This window comes from Bacillus sp. 22483 (assembly GCF_052044605.1).
Taxonomy (GTDB): domain Bacteria; phylum Bacillota; class Bacilli; order Bacillales; family Bacillaceae; genus Bacillus; species Bacillus altitudinis.
Map to the genome: position 1 here is coordinate 162,018 of NZ_JBQENU010000002.1, position 26,870 is coordinate 188,887.

Below are 26,870 nucleotides of genomic sequence, written 5' to 3' on the forward strand. Positions count from 1 at the left end.
GAGGTGTTCTCTCTTTATCCATTTCACAAATTTATATTTATGTTAATTGCACCTATCTAACAGGCAATCGTTAAAAATTCTTTATGATGAACATCATTATAAACACGAAAAACAAAGTGTAAACTTAAATCCTCACTATTATTAAATATTCCGATGTCTTTTGTCAAACGATATTTTTATGGGAGTTCAGTATATTGAACACCACTCAAGGAGAATTCCTCTAAAATATCCTTCGTTGAATGAACAAGCTTGGCACCTTGCTGAATCAGTCTAGCTGGACCTATAGAATTAGAATCAAAGATCGATCCTGCAACAGCAAACACTTCTTTTCCTTGCTCTAATGCCTGGTAGGCTGTAATAAGCGAACCGCTCTTTTCTTTGCACTGGACCACGATGGTTCCTCTTGTCAGGGCACTAATTAATCGGTTTCTCATTGGAAAATGCCATTTTTCTGGTTTGATATAAGGCGGATGCTCTGACAACAGTAAATGATGTTCTCCCATATATTGAGCCATTTGCACATGTTCTTTTGGATATACATGTTGAAAGCCGCCAGCTACAACACCAATCGTTTTTCCTTTTTTTCTTATGCACTCTTTGTGTGCAAGTCCATCAATTCCTTTTGCTAAACCACTCACAATCATCCAATCTTCCTCTACAAGTTCTCCAACAATTTTCTTCACGCACGCTTCTCCATAAGAGGATGGCACTCGTGTACCTACTACACCTAAACTTTTTTCTTCATTTAAATAGGTAACGTTTCCTTTTAGGAATAATACTGGGGGAGGATCATAAATGTGTTTTAGTGAGCTGGGATATAAAGGTGATGTGATGGGAATCATGTGAATATTTTGCTTTAAATAGGCTTGAACGATGTGTTGAAAAATGGGGAATTCATTTTCTTCAGCTTGTTGTAAGCGGGTAAAGTCGATCTTTTGTAATGATCGATCCTGTTTGAAATGATGTGTTTCTTCATTTATATATAGCTCAGGATCGACTTTCCACCATTTTGTTAACAAAGAGGGTGAGATGAGGCCTTTTAAGCGGTGAAAAATCATTCTTTCGGACACGTTGTACATACCATTCCTCCAGTTTAAGATAGAAAGAAGAAGACTTGTCAAAGAACAAGTCTTCTTGTGTCATTAATGCGTTTTACAAGCTTCGAAGAGATTCTTCTCTTTTAACACTTTAATTAAGGTTTCTCCCATGACAGATGGTGTCTCTGCCACTGCAATTCCACATTCACGCATTGTTTTTACTTTTTCATCAGCAGTTCCTTTACCACCAGAAATAATGGCACCAGCATGTCCCATACGTTTTCCTGGAGGCGCTGTTTTACCGCCAATAAAGCCAACAACCGGCTTGGTCATATTTGCTTTTACCCATTCAGCTGCTTCTTCTTCAGCAGTACCACCGATTTCACCAATCATGATCACAGCATGCGTTTCAGGATCTTCATTGAAGGCTTTTAATACATCAATAAAGTTCGTGCCATTGACAGGGTCTCCGCCAATTCCTACAGCTGTTGATTGACCAACACCAGCCTCTGAAAGCTGATGTACCGCTTCATATGTAAGCGTTCCAGAACGAGACACAACACCAACATGACCTTTTTTATGAATGTAGCCAGGCATGATGCCAATTTTACATTCTTCAGGTGTAATCACGCCAGGACAGTTCGGTCCAACAAGTCTTGTCTTCTTACCTTCCATATAGCGTTTCACTTTAACCATATCCAGAACTGGAATGTGTTCTGTGATACAAATCACTAGATCCACTTCTGCATCAACAGCCTCTAAAATGGCGTCTGCTGCAAATGGTGCTGGTACATAGATAACAGAAGCATTTGCTCCAGTTGTCTGTACTGCTTCAGATACAGTATTAAATACAGGAACTCCCTCTACTTCAGTTCCACCTTTTCCAGGTGTGACACCGCCAACGATATTTGTTCCATACTCAATCATTTGTTTTGTATGGAATAATGCGGTTGAACCGGTAATCCCCTGAACAATTACTCTCGTATTTTTATTAATAAATACACTCATTTAGGTTCCCTGCCTTTCTGCTCTACTTGACTAAAGATACAATCTTTTCTGCCCCGTCAGCCATAGACTCAGCAGAAGTGATATTTAAGCCTGAATCACTCAGGATTTTCTTCCCTAATTCAACGTTTGTTCCTTCAAGACGTACAACGAGTGGTAATGTTAAGCCGACTTGTTTCGTCGCTTCAACAACACCTTCTGCAATGACATCACATTTCATGATGCCGCCAAAAATGTTCACGAAAATCCCTTTGACATTTTGATCAGATAAGATGATTTTAAATGCTTCCGTTACTTTTTCAGCAGTTGCACCGCCGCCAACATCAAGGAAGTTTGCAGGGTCCCCGCCGTAATGCTTGATGATATCCATTGTAGACATCGCAAGGCCTGCTCCATTCACCATACAGCCAATATTCCCATCTAGTGAAATGTAGCTTAGGTCATATTTAGATGCTTCAATCTCCTTTGGATCTTCTTCATCAAGGTCACGGTATTCTAATATATCTTTTTGTCTATATAAGGCATTGCTATCAAAGTTTAATTTTGCATCAAGTGCCATGACTTTTCCATCACCTGTTACAACAAGAGGATTTATCTCGGCAATTGAACAATCCTTTTCAATAAACGCATTGTAAAGGCTTGTCATAAACTTAACAGCTTGACCAACTAATTTTGTTGGAATATTAATTTTAAACGCAACTTCTCTCGCCTGATAGGCTTGGAGACCAATCGCTGGGTCGATGACCACTTTCACGATTTTTTCTGGCGTTTTTTCTGCTACATCTTCAATTTCAGTACCGCCTTCTTCAGAAGCCATCAAAACAATTCTTGATGTCGCTCTATCCAAAACGAGTCCTACATAGTACTCTTTTTGAATATCGCAGCCTTCTTCAATAAGTAAGCGTTTTATTTCGCGCCCTTCAGGCCCTGTTTGATGTGTGACAAGTGTCTTGCCGAGCAATTCCTCTGCAAACCCTTTCACTTCATCTTTTGTTTTTGCAATTTTTACCCCACCTGCTTTACCACGGCCGCCTGCATGAATCTGTGCTTTTACGACATATACAGAGCTTCCAAGCTCTTCTGATGCTTTCACTGCTTCATCAGGTGTAAATGCTACTTTACCATTTGGAACTGAAACCCCATATTTTCTTAGGATTTCTTTTCCTTGGTACTCATGGATATTCATTTCCCATCCTCCCAACATATGTAGAAACAAAAATTATAAAATAGACTGCGCTTTCATTTTAAAGAATAAAAAAGAGAATGTCTAGGGTTCTATGTAAAATCGTAAAATCCTTCTAAACATTCAAACTTTTATTTTATTAAAAATATAAATTTTTCAGTCAAAACACTTATTTTACCTTATTTTTTCATTTTTTGATCCAATCGATAGATAAATGAAAATATTTCTGCTACAGTATCGTATAACGCTTCTGGGATTTCCTCATCGAGCGTTAAGTGGCGCATCAGTTCTACTAAATTACGGTCTTCTTGGATAGGAACCCCAGCTTTTTGAGCTTCTTCAATAATATGATCAGCCACATAGCCGCTGCCTGTTGCAACGACTTTTGGCGCCTTTTGTTTTTCTTCATCATAGTGTAGAGCGACCGCTCTTCTAAGCGGTTTTGAATCTTTCATACTCGTAAGTCCAGCCCTTTCTCGCTGATTTTATGAAAGTGTTCATCTAGAAAGTCAGACGGATCAATTGGCTCTTCTCTCTTTTTCGCTGTAATCCCCGTTAAACTATACCCTAGGGCATTTAAATTCTCTCGAACAGCTGGAATCATTGGATTAATGGTCCCTTGAAGTTCGTGAGCCGTCTCGACTGTAATTGACATCACTTTTTGCTGAATCGTACAGTCTATTAACGTTTCTTCTAAGTTTTCCATGTTTAAATAAAACATTAAACGGCACTGAGAAATGTCAATAGAGCCATCTTTTTTCTTATGCCCTTTTAGAATAAAGGTTAAATCTTGAACACTATGTTTTGAGAAAAGAGGGTAAGAAACCATCATTTGACTAACTGTTTGGTTTTCCTGATGCACTAGTAACTGCCCATTTAATCTATGGAATAATTGATCCATTTCTTTTTTTACGGGTTCCGGAACATCAGCTTGCCTTGCATCATTTAAAACCATCTTTAATTGGTGAAGCTCTTGGCTTTTGACATCTTGGCTGCCCTTTTCCAGTAATTTCAGCATCCCGATTTCATCTCGTACACCTATCGCTTTTTTCATCGTCATCAGTAAATCGAGTACATCGGTTTTATTGCTTAATGCTGGTTCAGTCTGCTGAATGACCTTTACCAATGCGTTCGCCTCTGTTTTTGAAAGAAACGGAAATTCCTTTTGAAGCACGGCTGCCTTTGCGTCAGCCTGTGGCCCTGCCTGCTGGACTGCTTGAACCAGTGATGTGAGTTGTTTTACATCAAGCTGCTGCTGTCCGTCTGTGCCTTGCTTTGTGATGCTTGTCAGAATGCGTTCTATTTGCTGAAGCGGGAGCTGTTTTGGACTTAATAATTGCTGCACGCTGTTCTGATTCACTGTATCCACCTGCCGCCCTTGTATAGCGGCGGGCTGGCTCTGCTTTGTTTGCTGAGCCGGATTGACATGAGGCTGCAGCTGCGGCAAGCTTTCTCCTTGCTTCGTTTGACCTTCTTTTGCTCCTAGAAGCACCGATAAGAGCTTTTCTGCATGAACAGTTGTCTCAGCATTTACAACCGTACGAACGGCCTGTGTAAGAGCCTGTGTGGCTTCTGTTTGCTTCGGAAGCTGTGTTAATCGATCTAGCAGTGCTGTCACATCTTGATGAAGTGCAGAGGGGGATTTCATCGCTAATATTGATTGGAGCACTCCTTGCTGAATCGGCAAATCTTTCTTTAAAGCAAAAAGAAGTGCTTGCAGACCTTTTTTGATATCCGCGCCTTGAAGTTGTTCAATCCATTTTACTGCCGTTTTTAACTCTGCTTCGTTGATGACCGGTTTTTCTTTTAAAAAGGCTGTAGCTGTTAACATTTGTTCAAGTCCATTTTTAAGCGACAGACCTTCTAGTAGTTTAGCTGCGGCATCCTTTAATGTTTTAGGATCTTGGTCAAATTGCTGAACAGGTCTTAATTTACTCAGACTGCCTCCACCTTCTTGTTCTAATTGGAACCAGTAGAAAGAATCGGCTTTGAGCTGAGCCGCTAGCTGCGCTTTGATTTTGGTCGAACCTATTTGAACAAGTGCTGTATCATCACCAAGCATTTTCAGTACTTTGCCGAGAATGAGCCGGTGAATATTTTCCTTTCCTTCCGTGTTAAGCGGAACAGATTCTGCCGTATTCAGCCGACTATTCAGTGCAGTATGTATATCTTCAACTCTTGTCATCACAGGCAGCCTCCTTGTGTCAAAATATTTATGAAATAACAGATTTCACTGGTGCAAATGATAACCGGTGGATAGGTGTGGCGCCATGTGTTTGAATGGCAGCCAGGTGCTCTTTCGTTCCATACCCTTTATGTTTTTCAAATTGATACTCAGGGTACTGGCGTCCATACTCTTCCATCATTTTGTCCCTTGTCACTTTGGCAATACATGCACCAGCTGCGATGGATGCGCTTTTAGCATCTCCTTTGATGATATTCTCCTGTTGAGTAGGAAGCGGGAGCGTCATCGCATCTATGAGTAGATAATCAGGTGTGTGAGTGAGCTGCTTTACAGCCTTCACCATCGCCAGTCTTGATGCTTCGTATATATTCATTTCGTCAATCGTTGCCGCATCAACAATGCCGATGCCGATGTCGAGTGCTTCCTTTTGAATGAGCTCATAATAGGTCATTCTTTTTTTCTCAGATAGCTGTTTTGAATCATTTAAACCGAGTAGGACGGTATCTTCTTTTAATATCACAGCTGCCGCAACAACTGGGCCAGCAAGTGGTCCTCTTCCTGCTTCATCTATGCCTGCAATACAAGTGTATCCTTGCGCTCTTGCTTTGGTTTCAAATTGCAGCATTTGCTTCCATGCTGCATGCAGTTCTTGCTGTTTTTCTCTCTCTTTGTTCCATTTGTCCATCAGTTTCTGGACACTTTTTCTTGTATCGTCTTTCAATAGTTCACGAATGTATGACTCGTCGTCAGCATGTTGTTCTATTAATTCTTTTATTTGTTTGACCGTGTACATTGGCTTTTCCGCAGCCTCCTTCTTTATATCGGCAGTTTTTCGCAAAAAATAAAGACCCGCATGAGCTGCGTGTCTTTTAGCTTTCAGGCTTCTCAAAAGTGAGGGGACCAAATTTTTCCGTTCGAATATCCCGAATAATGATTTCGGTCGTTTTGTCGTAATTAATGAATCCTCCACTCATCAGACAGCCGCGTTTTGTGCCAATGGCATCAAACAGCTCAACTGTATCTTCAGGTATTTCTGCTAAATCATAGCGTTTTTTTAACCGCTCTGGATAGTGCTCTTCTAAAAAGCGGAGCGCATACACAGCGACATCCTGCAAGTTGATGATTGAGTCTTTAATCGCTCCAGTGACGGCCAGCCTAAGACCTACTTGTTCATCTTCAAATTTCGGCCAGAGAATTCCGGGGGTATCGAGCAGTTCAAGTTCTTTTCCGACCTTCACCCATTGTTGTGACGTCGTAATACCAGGTCGATCTCCTGTTTTCGCAATATTTTTCTTTGCCAACCGATTGATCAGCGTTGATTTGCCGACATTGGGAATTCCGATAATCAAAGCTCGAATGGCACGCGGCTTAACACCTTTTGCTTTCATTCGATCGAACTTTTCTTTTAAGATTTCTTTTGATGTCGTAATGATTTGATTTAACCCTTGTCCATCGACAGAATTAATGGCAAGTGACCTTACGCCTTGCGCTTCAAAGTGTGCCTGCCACTCTTTTGTCATACGAGGATCTGCTTTATCTGCTTTGTTCAAAAGCATAATTTTCGGTTTGTTTTGGAGGATTTCTTCAATCATTGGGTTTCTAGAGGACATCGGAATTCTTGCATCGGTTAATTCAAATACGATGTCGATGAGCTTTAATTTTTCTGTGACTTCCCGTCTTGCTTTTGCCATATGGCCTGGAAACCATTGAATTGTCATATGTGCACCTTCTCTCTTCTAACGGTTGTCTCTATACATTGTACAAAAAAAGAGCCTGTTACAGGTAACAAGCTCTTTCCTTTGATATCATTATCGTCTGATTTCTTTGATACGAGCCGCTTTACCGCGAAGTTCACGTAGGTAGTAAAGTTTCGCACGACGTACCTTACCGTGACGTACAACTTCGATCTTAGCGATTTTTGGTGTGTGTACAGGGAATGTACGCTCAACGCCTACACCGTAAGAGATCTTACGAACTGTGAAAGTTTCGCTGATTCCACCACCACGACGCTTAATTACAACACCTTCAAAGATCTGGATACGCTCACGAGTACCCTCGACAACTTTCACGTGTACACGTAAAGTGTCACCAGGACGGAACGCAGGAAGATCAGTGCGTAATTGTTCTTTTGTGATTTCTTCAATCAATTGTTGCATCGTTTTCAACTCCTTCCAACAGATGCTCATGTCCTCTTTCTTCATTGCAGCGGAACATCGTTTTCAAACTTGAATCGGCAAGCCGTCCAAGTCACAAGTAGTATCATACCACACCTGTATACCTTGTGCAATACAATCTAGTCATTATGAAGCTGCCAAAGCCATCTTTTTTCTTCATCCGTTAATGTTTTGCAAGAATCGATCAAATCTGGCCGTCTTGTATAGGTTCGCTTCAACGATTCTTTACGCCGCCACTCTTCAATTTTGGCATGATTTCCAGAGAGAAGCACATCTGGTACTTTCAATCCTTTATAATCAGCTGGTCTTGTATAGTGCGGATGCTCAAGCAGACCTGTACTAAATGAATCTTCGATATGAGACGCTTCTTTTCCAAGCACATGAGGCAAAAGCCTGACCACACTGTCTGCAATCATCATCGCCGGCAGCTCTCCGCCTGTGAGAACGAAATCTCCGATTGAGATTTCATCTGTGACAAGATGCTCCCTGATGCGCTCATCGTAGCCTTCATAGTGGCCGCAAATGAACATAAGATGCTCTTCTTTTGCAAGCTCTTCTGCTTTCTTTTGTGTATATCTTTCTCCTTGAGGACAGACAAGAATAATGCGGGGCTTCTTGTTTGCTTTTTTCGTTAAATCTTCTACCGCATCAAATACAGGCTGTGCTTTCAGAACCATGCCAGCACCGCCGCCATACGGATAGTCATCCACTGTTTTATGTTTATGATCGGAATACTCCCTAAAATTCACGACATCAAACGAGACCGCATCTTTTTCCTGAGCTTTTTTTAAGATCGATGAGTGAAGCACTCCTTCAAACATTTCAGGAAACAGTGTTAAAAAGTCAATTTTCATTCGTCAATGAGTCCTTCCATCACTTCAATGTGTACTTTCTTGGATGAAATATCAACTGTTTTGACGACAGATGGAATATAAGGGATGAGGGCATCTTTTTTGCCTTTTCTTCCAACCACCCATACATCATTTGCCCCTGGCGTTAAAATCTCTTTGATTTGACCAATCAGTTTGTCCTCTTCATCATATACTTCACAGCCGATGATTTCGTGGAAATAGAATTCCCCTTCATCTAATGAACCAAGATGTTCTTTTTCTACTTTTAAAATCGACTCTTTTAATTGCTCAGCTTCATTTAACGAGCCAACTTCTTCAAATGTCAGTAAATCAAATTGTTTGTGCTGTCTATGTGATGCGACAGTCACTTTTAGCGGTTCTTTTTGATTTTGTTTGAAAATATAAAGGACGCTGCCTTTTTTGTAGCGTTCCTCTGGGAAATCAGTCTTTGACACAACACGTACTTCTCCGCGCACTCCATGTGTATTGACGATCTTTCCGACATTCAACCATTCTAGCTCCATGTTCTCAATCACCCCTGACGTATTTCCACAATGGTGCCGTCTTTCACGACGATGACATTGTCTTGCATTTTGTCATCCCATTTATCACCTATTTTTACTTCAATCAGCGCATCCACTTCTGTTTCTTTCATTTCACTGCCAAGAGGCAAGATATGAAGCTGCTCGACTTGAAAATCAATTTGCCTCATTTTCTCTTGTCTTTTTTCAATGGCTTTTTGAAATTGAGGGATGGCTTCTTGCTGATGCGGTTCTTTTTCATGCTTTTTTAGTTGAAAATATAGTTGATTGCACTCACGTTCTAGTCTTTCTTTTTTCTCCAAAAAAGTCGTTAACAGTTTGTCCTTACTGCTTTCAGTTAATACTTGCATAACGGTGACATGTTGAATGATCTGCATCTTCCTTTTTGTCCCCCTATCCGAAGGCATTTGTCCTCTACAGTATAACGAAAAATAGATTTAAACGTGTAAAAAAAGGGGAGGTCCTAAGCCCTCTCCCTTTTTAGTCAGCAATCTCAAGTTGAACTTTCTTAGAAGACTCTGCACTTGCTGCAAACATGACTGTTCGTATCGCTTTAGCTGTACGTCCCTGCTTTCCGATCACTTTTCCGGTATCTTCAGCATTGACAGACAGTGTGTAAATGACCTGCTCATCTTTTTCTAATGAAGATACGTGAATATCTTCAGGGAAATCAACAAGTGGCTCGACGATGGACACAATCAATTCTTCCAAGGACAGCTCATTCATTATTTGCTGTTTTTCGCATTATGAAATTTTTCAAGAATTCCTTGGCTTGAGAAAAGGTTACGAACTGTATCAGATGGTTTCGCACCATTTTGAAGCCATTTAAGCGCTAATTCTTCGTTGATTTTCACCTCAGCTGGTGATACCACTGGGTTGTAAGTTCCAACTGTTTCGATGAAACGACCGTCACGTGGTGAACGAGAATCTGCTACAACAATACGATAGAAAGGAGATTTTTTTGCTCCCATACGTTTTAAACGAATTTTTACTGCCATTTTACTAGCACCTCCGAAAATATTTCAACAAGATAGTATATTAACAATGATAAAAGGGTTTGTAAAGTGTTTTTTCTTAACAACGGTTTTATCATGTATAACCAATTACATAAATGGTAATTTAAAGCCGCCTTTTTTCTTTCCTTTGGACATGTTGGTCATTTGCTTCATCATCTTTTTCATTTCGTCAAATTGTTTTAAAAGGCGATTGACTTCCTGTACAGATGTTCCGCTTCCTTTTGCAATCCGTTTTCTTCGGCTTGCATTGATGACCTCTGGCTGTTCTTTTTCTTCGGTCGTCATTGATTTAATGATCGCTTCGATGTGATTGAGCTGCTTTTCGTCTACTTGGACGTTTTTGAGCCCTTTCATTTTACCGGCTCCCGGCATCATTTGGATCAGTTCATCAAGTGGACCCATGTTGCGAACCTGCCCAAGCTGCTCGAGGAAATCATCGAGCGTGAAGCTCATTGTCCGCATTTTTTGTTCAAGCTCTTTCGCTTTATCTTGGTCAACGTTTGCTTGTGCTTTTTCAATAAGCGTGAGCACATCTCCCATGCCAAGAATTCTCGATGCCATCCGCTCCGGGTGGAATGGTTCAATTGCATCAAGCTTTTCACCTAGTGCGGCGAATTTAATCGGCGTATTTGTGACTGCACGAATTGAAAGTGCTGCCCCGCCTCGCGTATCACCGTCTAGTTTTGTCAGAACAACACCTGTTAAACCAAGCTGTTCATTAAAGCTTTTTGCGACATTGACAGCATCTTGACCAGTCATCGAGTCAACAACGAGGAAAATCTCTTCTGGATTTGCGACTTCTTTTACTTTCTGAAGTTCATCCATCAAGTCTTCATCAATATGAAGACGTCCTGCTGTATCTAAAATGACATAATCGTGATGTTCTTCTTTCGCTTTTTCAATTGCCTGTTTGGCAATTTCGACAGGACTAACTTGATCACCTAATGAGAATACGGGCATATCAAGCTGTTTCCCAAGCGTTTGAAGCTGCTGAATCGCTGCTGGTCTGTAAATATCAGCGGCCACCATCATCGGCTTGCGATTATGTTTTTTGCGAAGTAAGTTGGCAAGCTTTCCAGTTGTGGTCGTTTTACCTGCCCCTTGAAGACCAACCATCATAATGACAGTTGGAGATTTTTTCGCTACAGCGATTTTACTCTCTTCCCCGCCCATTAATTCAGTGAGTTCTTCTTTTACAACTTTAATGACCTGTTGTCCTGGGGTAAGACTTTGCATGACCTCTTGTCCAACTGCCCGCTCGCTTACTTTTTTCACAAAGTCTTTGACTACTTTAAAATTGACGTCAGCTTCAAGAAGGGCAAGGCGTACCTCGCGCATCATTTCTTTTACATCTTGCTCTGACACTTTTCCTTTGCCGCGGATTTTTGAAATCGTCTGCTGCAGTCGGTCGGCTAATCCTTCAAATGCCATACTGTGCCGCCTCCTAATCTAATTTCTCAAGCGATTCAATTAAAGCTTCTGCTTCTTCCTTTTGCGCGGAATCTGCTACAAGCTCTCTCATTTTTGTGAGAAGTTCTTTACGCTCTTTAAATTTCTTAAACAAGAGCAGCTTTTCTTCATATTGTTCAAGCATCGCTTCAGTCCGTTTAATATTATCATAAACAGCCTGTCTTGATACTTCATATTCATCCGCAATTTCACCGAGGGAAAAATCGTCTAGGTAGTAAAGCGACATGTAGCTCTTTTGTTTTGCGGTCAACAACGATTGATAGAAATCAAACAAGTAGTTCATTCTCGTTGTTTTTTCAAGCGTCATGGGCTCTCTCCCCTTTGTTAAGTTCATTCCCTTTACAACAACTAAGTTTACACGGTTCTAATCTATGTGTCAAGTTTTTATCTTGTCACTTCCTGCGGCGATATATAAATAAAAATGCCGGCAGTTTTGCCGGCATCCCCAGATTGTTGACAAAGGGCTAAAATGAACTTGATTTTAGCACTTTGTCTTCTTTTCAGCGTGATAGAAAACCTTTGCAGTCTAGGAAGGACGAGTACTGGCGCGGAGCGAATTTATCATTCGTGAGCACCAGCACGCAGGACTGACAAAGAATGCGAGGGTTTGTCTACACGCTGAATGCCGGCAGTTTTGCCGACATCTTGATTAGTCTTCTTGATCAATCATGTCTGAGAATAATCCGTACACATACGATTCAGCATCGAACTCTTGCAGATCGTCTACTTTTTCACCTAGTCCGACAAGTTTTACAGGGATGTTGAGCTCATTGCGAATGGCAAGAACAATCCCGCCTTTTGCAGTACCGTCAAGCTTTGTTAAAGCGATACCTGTCACGTTTGTTGCTTTAGAAAATTCCTTCGCTTGCGCCATCGCATTTTGACCTGTTGTCGCATCAAGGGCAAGCAGTACTTCGTGCGGCGCATCGGGCACTTCGCGTTCAATGACTCTCTTGACCTTCTCTAGCTCTTTCATCAAGTTGACTTTGTTTTGCAGTCTGCCTGCTGTATCACAGATCAAGACATCTGCTTTTTTGGCTTTAGCTGATTGAACGGCATCATAGATGACCGCTGCCGGGTCAGAGCCTGCTGTTTGTTTAACGACAGGAACACCAGAGCGCTCGCCCCACACTTCAAGCTGTTCAATCGCCCCCGCACGGAACGTATCACCTGCTGCTAAAATGACGGATTTCCCTTCATTTTTTAGCTTGTTTGCCAGCTTACCAATGGTGGTGGTTTTACCGACACCGTTCACGCCTACAAATAAAATAATATTTAAACGGCCGTCTTCAATGTTCAGTTCAGAAATTTGTTCCTCACCGCTATTGTAAATCTCCACGAGTTTTTCAGAGATGACTGCTTGTACTTCACTTGGGTCTTGAATGTTTCTTAATTTCACTTCTTTTTTCAGCTCATCAATCAGTTCCATCACAGTCGTGAAACCGACATCCGCACCGATTAACACTTCTTCTAGTTCTTCAAAAAAGTCTTCATCCACTTTACGATAGCGAGAAATGAGTTCATTTACTTTTCCCTGAAACGAATTTCTCGTTTTTTCAAGTCCATCTTTAAACTTTTCTGATACTGAATCGGTTTGCTGCGTAAATTTTTCTTTTAATTTCTTAAAAAAGCTCATGGGTTCAAAAACCTCCTTTAATTACTGGACAAGCTCTTTCGTTTCCTCTAGTTTGACAGATACTAGTTTTGAGACACCCGACTCCTGCATCGTGACACCGTACAGAACATCTGCTTCTTCCATGGTTCCTTTTCGGTGTGTAATAACAATAAACTGTGTTTCTTGGCTATATTTCTTTAAATACTGGGCAAAGCGGAACACATTCGCTTCATCAAGCGCTGCTTCTACCTCATCTAGCACACAGAATGGAACAGGTCTCACTTTTAAGATCGAGAATAATAAAGCGATGGCTGTTAATGCTCTTTCTCCGCCTGAAAGCAGGCTTAGATTTTGCAGCTTTTTCCCCGGCGGCTGCGCCACAATATCGACGCCTGAGTTTAGTAAATCGTTTGGATCTGTGAGCTTAAGGTCTGCTCTTCCTCCGCCAAATAATGCTTGGAAAACAGATTCAAAATGCCCGCGGATTTGAGAGAATGTCTCAGAGAAACGTTTCGTCATCTCCTGATCCATTTCTTCAATGACTTGGAATAACGTATTTTTCGCTTCTGTCAGATCATTGCGCTGTTCAGTTAAGAAGAGAAAACGTTCATTCACACGTTCATACTCGTCAATACTGCCTAAGTTCACTGTTCCAAGCTCTTCAATGGCTAGTTTGATCAATTTCACGCGTTTTCTTGCTTCATCCGGCGATAGCGTCAGATGATACATTTCTTTTGCTCCTTCAAACGAAAGGGCATACTCTTCGTTTAAATAGGCGATGAGGTTATCAAGTTCAACTTCCATGCGGCCAAGCTTGATTTCTTCATCTTTTAAGCTTGTCGTGAGCTGTTTATACAGGCGTTTTTGCTCTTTTAGTTCACGTTCTGCGAATTCTAATGTTTCAGAAAGAGCCAGGCGCTGTTTGCGTCGCTCTGAGATAAGCGCTGTCGTTTTGTTTTTATGTTCCAGTTTCTCTTTTGCCGCTTCTTCCAGTTGTTCGGCGCCGCTTGAGCTGGATGACATTTCACTTGTTAAGAGAGACAAATCTTCTTTTGTTTCCGTCAGCGTCTTTTCAGCCTCTTCTAATTCAGCCGTTAAGCTCGACAGTTTTTCTTGTTCATTTGCTAAAGACTGCTCTTTTTTGGCAAGCGAGATTTTCAGCTCTGTTAATTCGGAAGAAATGGTTTCTTTCGTTGAGCTTTGGGTCTGCTTCCGTTTTGTTAACGTGTTGATCTCTTCGTCAAGAGAGGTCAGTTTCTCACCTATAGATGTTTCAAGGGCTGCCTGCTCTTTGTCCTTGCTCGCAAGTTCGCTAGAGCGCTGCTGCAACTCTTCTTTTTCTTGATCATAGAGCTCTAGATGAGCGTTAATATTTTTTTCAGCTACTTGCAGTTCATATAATGTCCCTTTTAACTCTTGCTGCTTTTCTCGAAGCATTTCGCCGCGCTGACGCAATTCATTTAATTGGACTTCGCTTTCGGCAATCGATTGCTTCGTTTCTTTTGTTTCTTTTTCAAGGATCGTTGTTTTTTCTTCCATTTCAACGAGCTGCTTTGTTAATGTTTCAATCTCTCGGTTTCTGGACAGGAGGGAATTGTTCTTTTTCTTTACGCCTCCCCCAGTCATTGAACCGCCTGGGTTCACCACGTCCCCATCAAGGGTCACGATACGATAACGATGTCCTAGCATTTTCGCTAGCTCGTTGGCACCTTTTAAGTCTTTCACGATTAGGACCGTTCCAAGCAAATTCCGAATGACTTTTTCATACTTTTCATCAAAGGAAACGAGCTGACTCGCTACGCCGATAAATGCGTCATGCTGCTCAGCTGTTTGAATATCTCTGAACTGAATGGTTCGTTCTTTGATGACGTTCATTGGCAGGAAGGTCGCACGCCCAAAGGAATGCTGCTTTAAGTATCCAATGGCCTGTCTGGCAGCCGCTTCATTTTCAGTAACGACATGCTGCGTGGCTGCGCCAAGTGCAATTTCAATCGCTGTTTCATGTTGCTGCTCTGTTTGAATCAGCTCTGCAATCGCCCCGTGAATACCGCCTAACCGGTCCTTTGCCTTTAAAACCTCTTTCACTCCTTGGAAAAATCCTGAGAAGTCTTCCTGCATGGATTCAAGCATTTCTTTTTTAGATTTTGCCTGCTGTACATATTGATAGGCTTGGTAAAGTGCCGTTTCTTTTTTCTCGTATTGACGTTTCATCTGCTCTAGCTTTTGTTCCGCTTCTCTAAAGCGTTTCACCTGAGCCAAAATGTCTTCTTCTCGTTCTGAAAGTTGCTTCTCGGCTTCTGTTTTCTTTTCCTTCACAGATACCCGTTCTTCGATATGTTTCTGATTATTTTGCGTTAACCGCTCTAGCTGCAAGGCTGCTTGGCGCTGCTGTTCTTCTAGTAATGTACGTTCGTTTCGGATAGAAGCTTGCTCGTTTAATAGGTCAAAATAATCGCTTTTCAGCTGTTCAATTTGCCCTTCCACATCTTCACTATGAAGAGACAGCTGATGCTGTTTTGTTTTCACTTCATCTTTTAGCTGCTGCACTTCTGTTTGCAGGCCGTCACGTGTGACTTTCTGCTGTTCAATCTTTTCCGTTAACAACGCCTGTTTTTCGGTTAAACGCACGAGCGTGTCTTCTAGCTGCCCTTGGTTAGCGGCCGCATTTTTTTTCCGTTCTTTTAGAACTTCTTTTTTCCCTTCAAGTTTTTCTAGTTCTTCACTTGTGAAAAGGAGGAATTCTTGAAGGTCATGAATCGAATCGTCAAGTGCCTGAATACGGTCTCTCGATTCTTCGATTTTGGCTTCCTTCGCTTGAATGTCTGTGGACTGCTTCATTTCATCTTGTTTGAACCGCTCGACAGCTTCACCAAGTGTTGTCCATTTTTTGTGCAGTGCTTCAATATCATGGACGGTGAGAGCAATTTCTACATTTTCAAGTTCTTCTTTCTTTTGCAGATAGTCTTTTGCAATAGATGCCTGCATTCTTAGTGGTTCTACTTGATCTTCTAGTTCATGCAGAATATCTTCTACCCGGTTTAAGTTGTCCTGCGTTTCAAACAGTTTATTCTCGGCTTTTTTCTTTCTTGTTTTATATTTCAGGACACCAGCTGCTTCTTCAAAGATGCTACGTCTTTCTTCAGCTTTACTCGATAGAATCTCTTCTACCTTACCTTGGCTGATGATCGAAAAAGCTTCTTTTCCAAGACCTGAATCCATGAAAAGATCAATAATATCCTTTAAGCGGACAGATTGATTGTTAATGAGAAATTCACTTTCTCCAGAACGATAGACTCTTCTTGTCACACTGACTTCGTGAAAATCGATTGGCAAAAAGTGATCTTCGTTATCGAGCGTTAATGTCACTTCTGCTAAGTTGACTCGTTTTCTTGAGTCACTTCCTGCAAAAATGATGTCTTCCATTTTTCCTCCGCGGAGGCTTTTTGCTGATTGCTCTCCAAGTACCCAGCGGATCGCATCAGTAATATTACTTTTGCCGCTTCCGTTTGGTCCAACAACAGCTGTAACCCCTTTGACAAAGTCTACAGTCACCCGCTGTGCGAAAGATTTGAATCCTATCACGTCTAAACGTTTGAGGAACATGAGAGTGATCCTCCTTATGTATTTAAAGTACTATTATCTTACCATATGAACTGAAAAAAGATGATGGAAAACAGAGTGAAATCCCCCTGAATCACGAGGGGGATTTTATTGGTTCATATGATGTTTCTGTAATTTAGCAAGTGCTTCCTGTGCAGCATGCTGTTCCGCTTCTTTTTTTGAACGACCATTTCCAATTCCTAGCACTTCTCCTCTAAGGGATACATTGGCTTCAAATTCCCGGTTATGTGCTGGGCCTTTTTCATGCAGGATTCGGTATTCAAGTACACCTTTTCCATCTCGCTGAACAAATTCTTGAAGCTGGCTTTTAAAGTCCATGACATGTGAGAATGCCCCGTCATTAATTTTCGGGTACACATAGGCTTCTAGGAATCGTTCAACAGGCTCAAGTCCTTGATCTAAATAAAGCGCTCCGATAAACGCCTCAAATACATCTGCTAAGAGTGCCGGACGCTTTCTGCCGCCTGTCATTTCTTCCCCTTTTCCTAAAAGAACAAGGTCTCCGAAGGACAGCTCATGTGCTAATGACACAAGTGATGGCTCACATACGATCGCCGCTCTCAGTTTTGTTAAATCTCCCTCGCTCATGGCTGGATACTTTGCAAATAAGAACTGTGAGATCGTCAATTCTAAAACAGCGTCCCCTAAAAATTCAAGTCTTTCATTATCCTCATAAGGTTTTTTCCGATGCTCATTCACATAAGAGGAATGTGTAAAGGCTTGATAGAGTAGTTTTTCATTTTTAAAGTGTACAGAAATGCGCTGCTGAAATTCTCTGAATTGCTCTAGTTTTTTGCTCTGTTTCTGTTTGTCTTTATAGTGTTTTGGCATAGCAACCTCCAGGTAGGCGTCATCGCCTTTAAGGATACTGATTATATGGAGTCTCTCTTTCTACATGCAAGGAAACCGTGCTCCTTAGCATCTGAAAAAGGCTGACAATTGATCAGCTGAATATGTTGAAACTAACATAAATTTTCAAAGTCCCGCCATGAAAATAGACGGGACTTTGTTACGCTTATTGCTGGCTATTTATGTAGTTCACAGCGTCACCGACTGTTGCAATTTTTTCAGCATCTTCGTCAGAAATTTCCATATCGAACTCATCTTCAAGTTCCATAACTAGCTCAACTACATCAAGGGAATCAGCGCCTAAATCTTCTTTAAATGAAGCTTCCATTTTCACGTCAGCCTCATCAACGCCAAGGCGGTCTACAATAATTTTTGATACACGCTCTAATACGTCTGCCATTGCCTTTCACCTCCCCTCAAAGTATTATAGTTGATTCGTTTTTAAAAAACTAGAGAAAACGTAACGAAATTTTGATATTTCTTAGGACATAACCATTCCGCCATCTACTTGGATGGTTTGGCCTGTAATATAACCTGCTCCTTCTGAAGCTAAAAAGACAACAACGTTGCTTATATCTTCAGGCGCACCAAAGCGTGCGAGCGGGATTTGCTTTAGCATTTCTGTTTGAACATTCTCATCAAGCTTGTCAGTCATATCAGTAGAAATAAAGCCTGGTGCTACGGCATTGACTGTAATATGACGGCTTGCCAGCTCTTTCGCTGTTGTTTTCGTTAAACCGATCACACCAGCTTTTGCTGCAACGTAGTTTGCTTGTCCAGGGTTTCCGCAAACGCCGACAACAGATGCTACATTGATGATTCTTCCGCTGCGCTGTTTCATCATTTGACGTGTCACAGCTTTTGTACAGTTGAAGACACCTTTTAAGTTTATGTTAATGACATCATCCCATTCATTTTCTTTCATTCTCATGAGCAGGTTGTCCTTTGTAATTCCAGCATTATTCACAAGAATGTCGATTGAACCAAATGTATCAACGGCTTGTTTCATTAATGCCTGTACTTCTTCTGCATTTGACACATCCGCTTTGACAGCAAAAGCCTGCTGGCCAAGTGCTTTGATCTCATCGACGACTTCATTTGCTTTTGCTTCGTTGCCTGAATAGTTCACCACAACATTGGCACCTTTTTTCGCCAAATCGATCGCAATCGAACGACCAATACCGCGAGATGCACCTGTGACAACGGCTGTTTTATTTGTAAGCATCAAGAATCCCCCTTGAGTGTTTGAATGGCTGCTTCAATTGTTTCTTGATCTGATACGGAAATGGTCGTCAGGCGGCGATTGACTTTTTTCACAAGACCTGAGAGCACTTTACCAGGACCAATTTCAATAAATGTTGTCACGCCTAAGTCAATCAGGCGTTCTACACTTTCTTCAAATCGAACAGGAGAATACAATTGTTCAATCAGCTTCGTTTCAATTTCATTACGTGATGTCACGATGTCTGCTGTTACGTTTGAAATCACTGGCGTCGCGGCATCAGAAATGTCTAATTTAGATAATACATCTGTGAATTTTTCAGCTGCTGGTTTCATTAATGCAGAATGGAAAGGTCCACTCACTTCAAGTGGAATTGCACGTTTTGCGCCCTTTTCTTTCGCTTTCTCTGATGCAAGTTCCACACCTTTTGCTGTACCAGAGATGACGATTTGGCCCGGACAGTTTAAGTTCGCAAGTTCTACAAGATGACCGCTTTCTGTCACTTCTTTTGTCACTTCTACAAGCGCTGCTTGGTCTAAGCCAAGAATCGCCGCCATTGCGCCTTCTCCTGCTGGAACGGCTTCATTCATTAATTCGCCGCGCTTTCTCACTGCGAAAACGGCATCTTTAAACGAAAGAGCTCCCGCTGCAACAAGGGCTGTATATTCACCCAGGCTGTGCCCTGCTGCATAATCTGCTTTGATTCCGCTCTCTTCAAATTTCTTTAAGATCGCGATGCTTGTCGTTAAAAGAGCTGGCTGTGCATTATATGTCAGCGTCAGTTCTTCTGCATCTCCTTCAAAAATCATTGAAGATAAATCAAAACCAAGGGTCTGATCTGCTTCTTCAAACACAGCTTTAGATGCTGCTTCTTGGTCAAATAAATCTTTTCCCATGCCAATTTTTTGAGAGCCTTGGCCTGGGAATAAAAAAGCAATTTTACTCATGCTGCTCTACCTCCATTACGACTCATTCGTGTCTTCTTTTTGAACTTCTTGATGAATGATAGCTGAAACGTCTTTTTTAACGATGTCGCGCGCCTGACGAATAGCATGAAAAATCGCATTTTCATCAGAGGAACCATGCGCTTTAATAACCGGTGCTTTTAAACCAAATAATGCGGCACCACCATATTCGGAGTAATCCATTTTAGATTTCATCTGCATTAATTTTGGCTTCATCATACCTGCTGCTATTTTAGCTGTGAAACTGGATGTTAAGGTTTCTTTCAGCATTTTAAAAACAGAAAGGGCTGTGCCTTCGATCGTTTTAAGGGCGATATTCCCCGTGAAACCATCTGTGACAACGACATCAGCTACACCCTCTAATAAATCACGCGATTCTACATTTCCTACGAAATTCAAATCTGATGCTTTTAATAATTCAAAGGTTTTTTTCGTTAAATCGTTGCCTTTTTTATCTTCTGTCCCGACATTTAAAAGTCCAACGCGTGGATTGCTCTTCGGGAAGACATGCTCTGCATAAATAGATCCCATCATGGCATATTGCACAAGATGCTCTGGCTTTGCATCAACGTTTGCGCCGACATCCAATAATAAGAACCCGCTGCCATCAAGTGTTGGCAACGTCGGAGCAAGTGCTGGTCTGTCAATGCCATCAATTCTGCCTACGATAAACAGGCCTGCTGTCATGAGTGCCCCAGTATTTCCAGCTGAAATACAGGCATCTGCTCTTCCTTCTGAAACTTCCTGCGCCATTTTCACCATAGAAGAATCCTTTTTACGTCTCACTGCACGCACTGGTTCATCCGTTGGTTCAATGACTTCTTTTGCATCTAAGATCGTGATGCGTTCATGATTTGTTATGTATGATTTGATCTTGCTTTCATCGCCGACTAGTGTAATCTCGATATCTGAAAATGCTTCTAAGCTTTTTTGCACACCGTCAATAATGGCTTTAGGGGCATGATCTCCCCCCATTGCATCGACTGCAATTCTCATGTTATGTGCCACCTTTTACTTTTGTTTTGAGCGATACATGACGAAATCGCCTGAGAAGACAACTTCCTCACCTACATAGCTGTTTACTTCAACTACGGTTCTGCCTTTTTCTTTATCATGTGAGGCAACTTTGGCTTTTGAGACGACTCTTTCGCCTTGTTTGACCTGCCTTGTAAACTTAATATTTGCTTTTGCTGTCAAAGCCAGTTCATCGTCGATGACGGCTACTGCCAGCGAATTTGCCTGGGCAAAAAGATGATGTCCCCTGGCAATTTGGTTACGGCTGAATACATGCTCTTTTCTTACTTCAAAAATGGAAATCGCTTGATCATCAAGCTCTACATCAATCATTTCTCCAATAACTTCATCCAGCGGAAGAGACTTCACTTCATCCTCTAATGTCTTTTCGGCCACGTGTTTAATTCGTTCGCGTAATTCAGGGATTGACAGCTCCAAACGGTCCAGACGAACTGTTTGAATGCTTACACCGAACTTACTTGCCAATTCTTCATCAGTAATGAACGGAGTCGAGCTGATCGTTTGCTGGAGAAGCCTTTGTCGTTCTTTTTTATTTAGTTTCATATGCAGACACCATCCGTACATTTATGACTAGGTACTAATAGTAGTATATAATCTCATAGATGATAAATCAATCCTTGTTTCAAAAAGACAAGAAAATTCCTCCAGCACTTGATCAGCTCAATTTATCTCCGCCAAGCACACCGCTGTCTACGAGTGTTTGCCTAAGTTCTTTGTATTCAGGGTCTGTCCAAAAGGCTTCAGACTGCACGAGCTCTGCCGCATCTTTTCTAGCGGTTTCAAGCGCTCTATAGTCATGAACCATGTCTGCCACTTTAAATTCAGGCATTCCGCTTTGTTTTTTGCCAAAGAAGTCGCCAGGGCCTCTTAGTTCTAAGTCCTTTTCAGACAGTTCAAAGCCATCCGTTGTTTCAGACATGATCCGCATGCGCTCTTTACCGGTCTCTGATTTAGGGTCCGCCATTAAAATACAAAAAGATTGATGCTCTCCGCGTCCGACTCGGCCTCTTAACTGATGAAGCTGTGACAGTCCAAAACGGTCCGCATCATAAATGACCATGATGGTCGCATTTGGCACGTTGACTCCAACTTCAACAACTGTCGTTGACACAAGGATTTGCACTTCATTGGAAGTGAAATCTCTCATCACTTGATCTTTTTCATCACTTGCAAGTTTCCCGTGCATTAAGCCGATCGACCATTTTCCGCGATACGCCTCTGTCAGCATGCTGTGAACATCAATCGCATTTTGGACATCCAGTTTGTCTGATTCTTCTATAAGTGGACAAATAATATACGCTTGTCTGCCTTTTCTCAGCTCTTTATCAACAAAAGCAAGAATCCGCTCAAGCATGTCATGCTTCACCCAATACGTTTCAATCTGCTTTCGGCCGGCTGGTAGCTCATCAATGACAGAAACGTCCATTTCTCCAAATACTGTGATGGCAAGCGTTCTTGGAATCGGCGTTGCGGTCATAAACAAAACATCTGGGTCCTGCCCTTTGCTTCGCAGTTTTTTCCGCTGTTCCACGCCGAACCTGTGCTGTTCATCTGTAATAACAAGACCAAGCTGCTGAAATTCCACTTCGTCCTGGATAAGGGCATGCGTGCCGACTAAAATATCAATATCTCCCTCTTTCAGACGTTCAAGCAGTTCTCTGCGGCGCTTTCCTTTCACTGAACTCGTCAAAAGAGCAATATTTAGCCCCCATTTTTCAAATAGCTGATACAGTGAATCGGCATGCTGTTCAGCCAAGATTTCAGTTGGCACCATCAGCGCACCTTGAAAGCCGGATAAATGAGCGGCATAAAGGGCAATTGCCGCTACAGCTGTTTTCCCCGATCCAACATCCCCTTGAAGAAGCCGGTTCATTCGGTACGGGGATGCCATATCTGACATAATTTCATCCAGCACTCTTGATTGTGCTTTTGTCAGTGGGAACGGCAGGCTATGAACAAACTCAAAGACCGCCTCTTTTGAGAACGGATGCTGGATGCCTGATGTTTTTTCTCGTTCTTTTTTTCTGATCGCCTGCATCTTCAGCTGAAAGATGAGAAATTCCTCGTACACGAAGCGTCGTCTTGCTTGCTTGAGCGAGTCTCTCGTTTCAGGGAGATGAATGGTTTTTAGTGCTTCTTGATAAGACATGAGTTTATAAGCAGCTACAAGCTGCTTTGGCAGTGGATCTTCTGCATGGTCTACATAGAGTGACAACGCTTGTTTCACAAAACGCCTCATCATCTTCACGGTTACATTTTCTTTGACCGAATAAACAGGTTCTATACTGCCATCTTGTTCGTGTGTTCCTTTTTTAAATTCCTGAACCATAATGGATTGCCGGTTTTTATCCCACTTCCCTGTGACGGATACCGTATCGCCTAAAACAAGACTTCGTTTTAAATAAGGGCGATTGAAGCATATGGCTGTAATCAAAAAACGACCGACAAGCAGCCTGAATGTCAGCCTGCTTCGTTTTTTTCCATAATAGGTGAGAACGGGCTCACTGTGCACTTTTCCTTCAACTGTGACACGTTCGTCATGCCTGACTTCTTCTAAGTTGCGAAGCTCATAGTCGTCATATCGATAAGGGAAGTAGCCGAGTAAATCGGCTACTGTGTAGATTCCAAGTTCATTTAGTGTTTTTTCTGTTTCTTCTCCAATCCCTTTCAAGGCAGAGATCTTATCTTGCAGTTTCTGTATCACGAGATGAGGTCACACCTCCGAAAATCTTCTTTTCAAGCTCCCTTGCTGTCGGTGTTGCAGCAAGTCCGCCTTGTGCAGTCTCACGAAGAGCGGTTGGCATCGTTTGACCAATTTTGTACATCGCATCAATGACTTCATCACAAGGGATGCGGCTTGTAATGCCGGCAAGTGCCATATCTGCTGCAATCATCGCATTAGAAGCGCCCATTGCGTTTCGTTTCACACATGGCACTTCCACAAGTCCTGCGACTGGATCGCAAACAAGACCTAGCATATTTTTTAGGGTGATGGCCATGGCTTCAGCGGATTGCTGCGGCGTACCGCCTGCCATTTCTACAATGGCTGCTGCTGCCATACCTGATGCAGATCCTACTTCTGCCTGACAGCCGCCTGCTGCACCAGAGATACTTGCGTTATTGGCGACAACAAAACCAAATGCACCAGATGTAAATAGGAATCTGACCATTTGTTCCTTTGTTGGCTTTAATGTTTCTTTCACCGCAAAGAGCGTTCCTGGCACAACACCTGCTGAGCCAGCTGTAGGCGTTGCACAGATCGTTCCCATTGCTGCGTTCACTTCATTTGTTGCCACTGCCTTACTGACAGCATCTAAAATGGTATGACCAGACAATGTTTTGCCTGATGCGATATATGCTTGAAGTTTCACCGCATCCCCGCCTGTTAAACCAGATAATGATTTCACACCTTTCAGTCCGTTTTCAACGGCCTGTTCCATCACTTCTAGGTTGCGGTACATCTGCGAGAAAATGTCTTCACGTGACTTCCCTGTCACTTCCATTTCTTGAGTAATCATAATTTCTGAAATGGAGGTATTCCGTTCTTCTGTTAGCTGCACGAGTTCTTTGACGTTTTTAAACATCATACATAACCTCCTTGTTGTTACTCTGCAATTTGTGTGACTTGAATAATGTTTGGCAGCGTCTCAAGCTCTGTTAAAACCGCTGGATCAATATTCTGATCCACTTCAATCGTCATGAGTGCTTCTTGTCCGACCTCTTTACGTGCCACTTCCATATGACCAATGTTGATGGCGAATTTCGCTAGCACATTGGCAACTGCTGCAATCGTCCCGTAACGGTCGTTATGAACCACAAGAATGGCCGGATGATTCCCTGAGAGTCTCAGTTCAAAGCCATTTAATTCTGTGATTTCAATTTTACCTCCGCCAATGGAAATCCCGATTAATTCAAGGCTTCCATTCGCATCTGAAATTTCTACTTTTGCTGTATTTGGATGCGCTGGAACCGCATCTTCTTCTTTAAACTCAATGTCGATTTCTTTGCTTTTTGCAATATCGATCGCTGTTTTAATTCGTTCATCAAATGTATCAAAGTCAAGAACACCGCCGATAATGGCTACATCTGTCCCGTGTCCTTTATACGTATCTTTAAAAGAGCCATAAAACGATACAGTAATTCGTTTCGGTTCTCTTCCGAACAAGCTGCGAGCCACTCTTCCAATACGAGCCGCACCCGCCGTGTGCGAACTTGATGGACCAATCATGACGGGTCCAATAATATCAAACACACTTCTAAATTTCATAGGTCTTCCCCTCTCATCACCAATCACAGATTGGTTTGTTACTCCCTTTAGACTAATGGATTCATTCGATTCCCGCAACTCATTTGACGAATGAACACATAGTAAAAAAATGCAAAAGAAGAAGAAGGGCTTCATGTGCCCTTCTTTCTTTATTCAACAGCCAAAATATATGAATAAAGCGGCTGTTTTCCATCGTGGACTTCAACTTCTACATCTTCAAATGTTTCTTCAATATATGCTTCTAAAGCTTCCATCTCATCAGATGATGCATCTTCCCCTTTGATGATTGTGACAATCTCATCATCTTCTGTCACCATTTGGGTCAAAAGCTCTTTTGCTGCATCTAATTGATTTTTAGCTGTTAAGGTGATTTTTCCATTGTATAGGCCCATATAATCGCCTTTGGCAATGTCGATCCCATCAATTTGAGTATCTCTCACTGCAAAGGTAATTTGGCCGCTTTTCACATGATCAATCGCTTCTAACATCGCTGCTTCATTGTCTTCATTTGAAGCTGCTTCATTTAGAGAAAGAAGTGCCGACATTCCTTGAGGAACGGTCTTTGTCGGAATAACAACGACCTCACGACTTGAGACAGTTGCCGCCTGTTTAGCTGCCATGACAATATTAGAATTATTAGGTAAAATAAAGACGGTTTCGGCATGAATGCTATCAATTGCTTTGACAATGTCTTCTGTGCTCGGATTCATTGTCTGTCCGCCTTCAATGACGACGGATGCTCCGATACTTTTAAACAAGTCAGCAATCCCTTCTCCCATTGCGACACTCACTACTCCAAAACGCTGTTTTTCAGCAGCTGTTGCTTTTGGTGCAGCAGGCGAGTGATCTTTTTCTTCATTGACGATCGAGCTATGCTGCTCTCTCATGTTTTCAATTTTCATATTAATTAAGCTGCCGTAGCGCTGTGCATATGATAAGACATCTCCTGGCTGCTCTGCATGAATATGAACTTTTGCAAGCGTATCATCAGATACCACAAGAAGTGAATCTCCGAATTCGCTTAATTCTTCTCTGAAGGCATTTTCGTCAAAGGACTGTTTGTCTTCTTCGAATTTCACCATAAATTCTGTACAATAGCCAAATTCAATATCTTCTGTGTTCATATGGCTTTGTGCACTTTTATGATGCTCTGCACTCACTAATTCTTTTAATGTTGGCAAAGAGGCCGTTTTAGGAGGAAGCTCTTCTCCTCTTAATGAAGCAAGGAAACCTTCATATACACAAAGAAGTCCTTTACCGCCGCTATCTACAACGCCGACTTCTTTTAAAACAGGAAGGAGATCTGGTGTGCGGTCTAGTGATGCTCTTGCTTCCTCAATCGTTAATTCAAGCACACGATCGATTTGGTCTTCTGTTGCTGAAACAGCAACCGCTTTCTTTGCTGCGTCTTTTGCAACCGTTAAGATGGTTCCTTCAATCGGTTTCATGACGGCTTTATATGCTGTATCAACACCAGCCTGCAAGGCAAGCGCAAATTCTTTTGCGTCAATTGTTTCTTTTTGTTCTATATTTTTGCTGAAACCTCTGAAGAGCTGAGACAGGATCACACCTGAGTTTCCTCTTGCCCCCATTAACAGCCCTTTCGACAGAGCCACCCCGACCTTACCAATGTGATCGGTATTTGTTTCTTCAACTGCTTTTGCCCCTGAAGTCATTGACAAATTCATATTTGTCCCCGTGTCTCCGTCTGGCACTGGAAAAACATTTAACGCATCAACAATTTGTGCGTTTTGAGAAAGATGGTGAGCACCTGCAAGAATCATTTTTGCAAATGAGCGGCCACCCAGATTTCTAATAGACAATATATTTCCT

General features: G+C 41.9%; 27 protein-coding genes. All 27 read right to left on the bottom strand.

The genetic code is table 11. The annotated features are described in order from the left end of the window. Positions 1 to 176: 176 nt before the first annotated feature. The 27 genes from dprA to ACTJJQ_RS03885 all read right to left on the bottom strand — a co-directional run bounded on the left by dprA (position 177) and on the right by ACTJJQ_RS03885 (position 26,860). Positions 177 to 1,079, bottom strand: coding sequence for a DNA-processing protein DprA (gene dprA / locus ACTJJQ_RS03755; RefSeq protein WP_041090524.1), 903 nt, complete (start codon positions 1,077 to 1,079; stop codon positions 177 to 179). Between the two features lie 63 nt (positions 1,080 to 1,142). Then, positions 1,143 to 2,045, bottom strand: a complete 903-nt coding sequence (sucD, locus tag ACTJJQ_RS03760; RefSeq protein WP_242731998.1) for a succinate--CoA ligase subunit alpha — start codon at positions 2,043 to 2,045, stop codon at positions 1,143 to 1,145. 22 nt (positions 2,046 to 2,067) lie between these two features. Then, positions 2,068 to 3,228 carry an ADP-forming succinate--CoA ligase subunit beta gene (gene sucC / locus ACTJJQ_RS03765; RefSeq protein WP_268438727.1) on the bottom strand — a complete coding sequence of 387 codons (1,161 nt, stop codon included), beginning with the start codon at positions 3,226 to 3,228 and terminating at the stop codon, positions 2,068 to 2,070. A gap of 176 nt (positions 3,229 to 3,404) precedes the next feature. Beyond that, positions 3,405 to 3,680, bottom strand: coding sequence for a FlhB-like flagellar biosynthesis protein (locus ACTJJQ_RS03770; protein ID WP_008344827.1), 276 nt, complete (start codon positions 3,678 to 3,680; stop codon positions 3,405 to 3,407). Then, positions 3,677 to 5,410, bottom strand: coding sequence for a glycosyltransferase (locus ACTJJQ_RS03775; protein WP_242731996.1), 1,734 nt, complete (start codon positions 5,408 to 5,410; stop codon positions 3,677 to 3,679). The genes ACTJJQ_RS03770 and ACTJJQ_RS03775 overlap by 4 nt, the downstream gene beginning before the upstream one ends. A 28-nt stretch (positions 5,411 to 5,438) precedes the next feature. Beyond that, positions 5,439 to 6,203 carry a ribonuclease HII gene (locus tag ACTJJQ_RS03780; protein ID WP_193804275.1) on the bottom strand — a complete coding sequence of 255 codons (765 nt, stop codon included), beginning with the start codon at positions 6,201 to 6,203 and terminating at the stop codon, positions 5,439 to 5,441. A 76-nt stretch (positions 6,204 to 6,279) separates the two neighbouring features. Further along, the gene (gene ylqF, locus ACTJJQ_RS03785) at positions 6,280 to 7,128 is read right to left on the bottom strand and encodes a ribosome biogenesis GTPase YlqF (protein WP_007499632.1); all 849 of its coding nucleotides are present in this window, start codon (positions 7,126 to 7,128) and stop codon (positions 6,280 to 6,282) included. A 90-nt stretch (positions 7,129 to 7,218) separates the two neighbouring features. After that, entirely contained in the window at positions 7,219 to 7,566 is a 348-nt protein-coding gene (rplS, locus tag ACTJJQ_RS03790; protein WP_008344834.1) for a 50S ribosomal protein L19, read from the bottom strand. Between the two features lie 137 nt (positions 7,567 to 7,703). Continuing rightward, the gene (gene trmD, locus ACTJJQ_RS03795) at positions 7,704 to 8,438 is read right to left on the bottom strand and encodes a tRNA (guanosine(37)-N1)-methyltransferase TrmD (RefSeq protein WP_007499635.1); all 735 of its coding nucleotides are present in this window, start codon (positions 8,436 to 8,438) and stop codon (positions 7,704 to 7,706) included. Then, a complete protein-coding gene (gene rimM, locus ACTJJQ_RS03800; protein WP_007499637.1) occupies positions 8,435 to 8,959 on the bottom strand; it encodes a ribosome maturation factor RimM in 525 nt (174 codons plus the stop codon). The genes trmD and rimM overlap by 4 nt, the downstream gene beginning before the upstream one ends. An 8-nt stretch (positions 8,960 to 8,967) precedes the next feature. Then, on the bottom strand, positions 8,968 to 9,354 hold the full coding sequence (locus ACTJJQ_RS03805) for a YlqD family protein (RefSeq protein WP_008344839.1): 387 nt from the start codon (positions 9,352 to 9,354) through the stop codon (positions 8,968 to 8,970). A gap of 103 nt (positions 9,355 to 9,457) precedes the next feature. Then, positions 9,458 to 9,703: a KH domain-containing protein gene (locus ACTJJQ_RS03810; RefSeq protein ID WP_012009937.1), complete on the bottom strand. Its 246-nt coding sequence runs from the start codon at positions 9,701 to 9,703 to the stop codon at positions 9,458 to 9,460. After that, the gene (gene rpsP / locus ACTJJQ_RS03815; RefSeq protein ID WP_008344841.1) at positions 9,703 to 9,975 is read right to left on the bottom strand and encodes a 30S ribosomal protein S16; all 273 of its coding nucleotides are present in this window, start codon (positions 9,973 to 9,975) and stop codon (positions 9,703 to 9,705) included. The genes ACTJJQ_RS03810 and rpsP overlap by 1 nt, the downstream gene beginning before the upstream one ends. Positions 9,976 to 10,080: 105 nt before the next feature. Beyond that, positions 10,081 to 11,424 (bottom strand): signal recognition particle protein, encoded by a 1,344-nt coding sequence (gene ffh, locus ACTJJQ_RS03820; RefSeq protein WP_008344842.1) that lies wholly within the window; start codon positions 11,422 to 11,424, stop codon positions 10,081 to 10,083. A 13-nt stretch (positions 11,425 to 11,437) separates the two neighbouring features. Then, complete coding sequence (locus ACTJJQ_RS03825; RefSeq protein ID WP_008344844.1) at positions 11,438 to 11,770, bottom strand: putative DNA-binding protein; 333 nt, start codon at positions 11,768 to 11,770, stop codon at positions 11,438 to 11,440. A 342-nt stretch (positions 11,771 to 12,112) separates the two neighbouring features. After that, the gene (gene ftsY, locus ACTJJQ_RS03830; protein ID WP_017359097.1) at positions 12,113 to 13,099 is read right to left on the bottom strand and encodes a signal recognition particle-docking protein FtsY; all 987 of its coding nucleotides are present in this window, start codon (positions 13,097 to 13,099) and stop codon (positions 12,113 to 12,115) included. Between the two features lie 21 nt (positions 13,100 to 13,120). Further along, positions 13,121 to 16,681 carry a chromosome segregation protein SMC gene (gene smc / locus ACTJJQ_RS03835; protein ID WP_440599964.1) on the bottom strand — a complete coding sequence of 1,187 codons (3,561 nt, stop codon included), beginning with the start codon at positions 16,679 to 16,681 and terminating at the stop codon, positions 13,121 to 13,123. A 105-nt stretch (positions 16,682 to 16,786) separates the two neighbouring features. Continuing rightward, entirely contained in the window at positions 16,787 to 17,530 is a 744-nt protein-coding gene (gene rnc / locus ACTJJQ_RS03840; protein WP_017367233.1) for a ribonuclease III, read from the bottom strand. Between the two features lie 184 nt (positions 17,531 to 17,714). Next, positions 17,715 to 17,948 carry an acyl carrier protein gene (acpP, locus tag ACTJJQ_RS03845; RefSeq protein ID WP_003212028.1) on the bottom strand — a complete coding sequence of 78 codons (234 nt, stop codon included), beginning with the start codon at positions 17,946 to 17,948 and terminating at the stop codon, positions 17,715 to 17,717. 81 nt (positions 17,949 to 18,029) lie between these two features. Then, positions 18,030 to 18,773, bottom strand: a complete 744-nt coding sequence (gene fabG / locus ACTJJQ_RS03850; protein ID WP_008344855.1) for a 3-oxoacyl-[acyl-carrier-protein] reductase — start codon at positions 18,771 to 18,773, stop codon at positions 18,030 to 18,032. Further along, the gene (fabD, locus tag ACTJJQ_RS03855; RefSeq protein ID WP_046343522.1) at positions 18,773 to 19,717 is read right to left on the bottom strand and encodes an ACP S-malonyltransferase; all 945 of its coding nucleotides are present in this window, start codon (positions 19,715 to 19,717) and stop codon (positions 18,773 to 18,775) included. Before fabD ends, fabG begins: the two co-directional genes overlap by 1 nt. 15 nt (positions 19,718 to 19,732) lie before the next feature. Further along, positions 19,733 to 20,731 (bottom strand): phosphate acyltransferase PlsX, encoded by a 999-nt coding sequence (gene plsX, locus ACTJJQ_RS03860; protein WP_017359101.1) that lies wholly within the window; start codon positions 20,729 to 20,731, stop codon positions 19,733 to 19,735. Between the two features lie 15 nt (positions 20,732 to 20,746). After that, the gene (fapR, locus tag ACTJJQ_RS03865) at positions 20,747 to 21,313 is read right to left on the bottom strand and encodes a transcription factor FapR (RefSeq protein WP_008344859.1); all 567 of its coding nucleotides are present in this window, start codon (positions 21,311 to 21,313) and stop codon (positions 20,747 to 20,749) included. Positions 21,314 to 21,425: 112 nt separating this feature from the next. After that, complete coding sequence (recG, locus tag ACTJJQ_RS03870) at positions 21,426 to 23,474, bottom strand: ATP-dependent DNA helicase RecG (RefSeq protein WP_041507316.1); 2,049 nt, start codon at positions 23,472 to 23,474, stop codon at positions 21,426 to 21,428. Beyond that, entirely contained in the window at positions 23,452 to 24,354 is a 903-nt protein-coding gene (gene sdaAA, locus ACTJJQ_RS03875; protein ID WP_008354543.1) for an L-serine ammonia-lyase, iron-sulfur-dependent, subunit alpha, read from the bottom strand. Before sdaAA ends, recG begins: the two co-directional genes overlap by 23 nt. 20 nt (positions 24,355 to 24,374) lie before the next feature. Continuing rightward, positions 24,375 to 25,037, bottom strand: a complete 663-nt coding sequence (sdaAB, locus tag ACTJJQ_RS03880) for an L-serine ammonia-lyase, iron-sulfur-dependent subunit beta (protein WP_017367229.1) — start codon at positions 25,035 to 25,037, stop codon at positions 24,375 to 24,377. Between the two features lie 149 nt (positions 25,038 to 25,186). Then, entirely contained in the window at positions 25,187 to 26,860 is a 1,674-nt protein-coding gene (locus ACTJJQ_RS03885; protein WP_017367228.1) for a DAK2 domain-containing protein, read from the bottom strand. Positions 26,861 to 26,870: the final 10 nt, after the last annotated feature.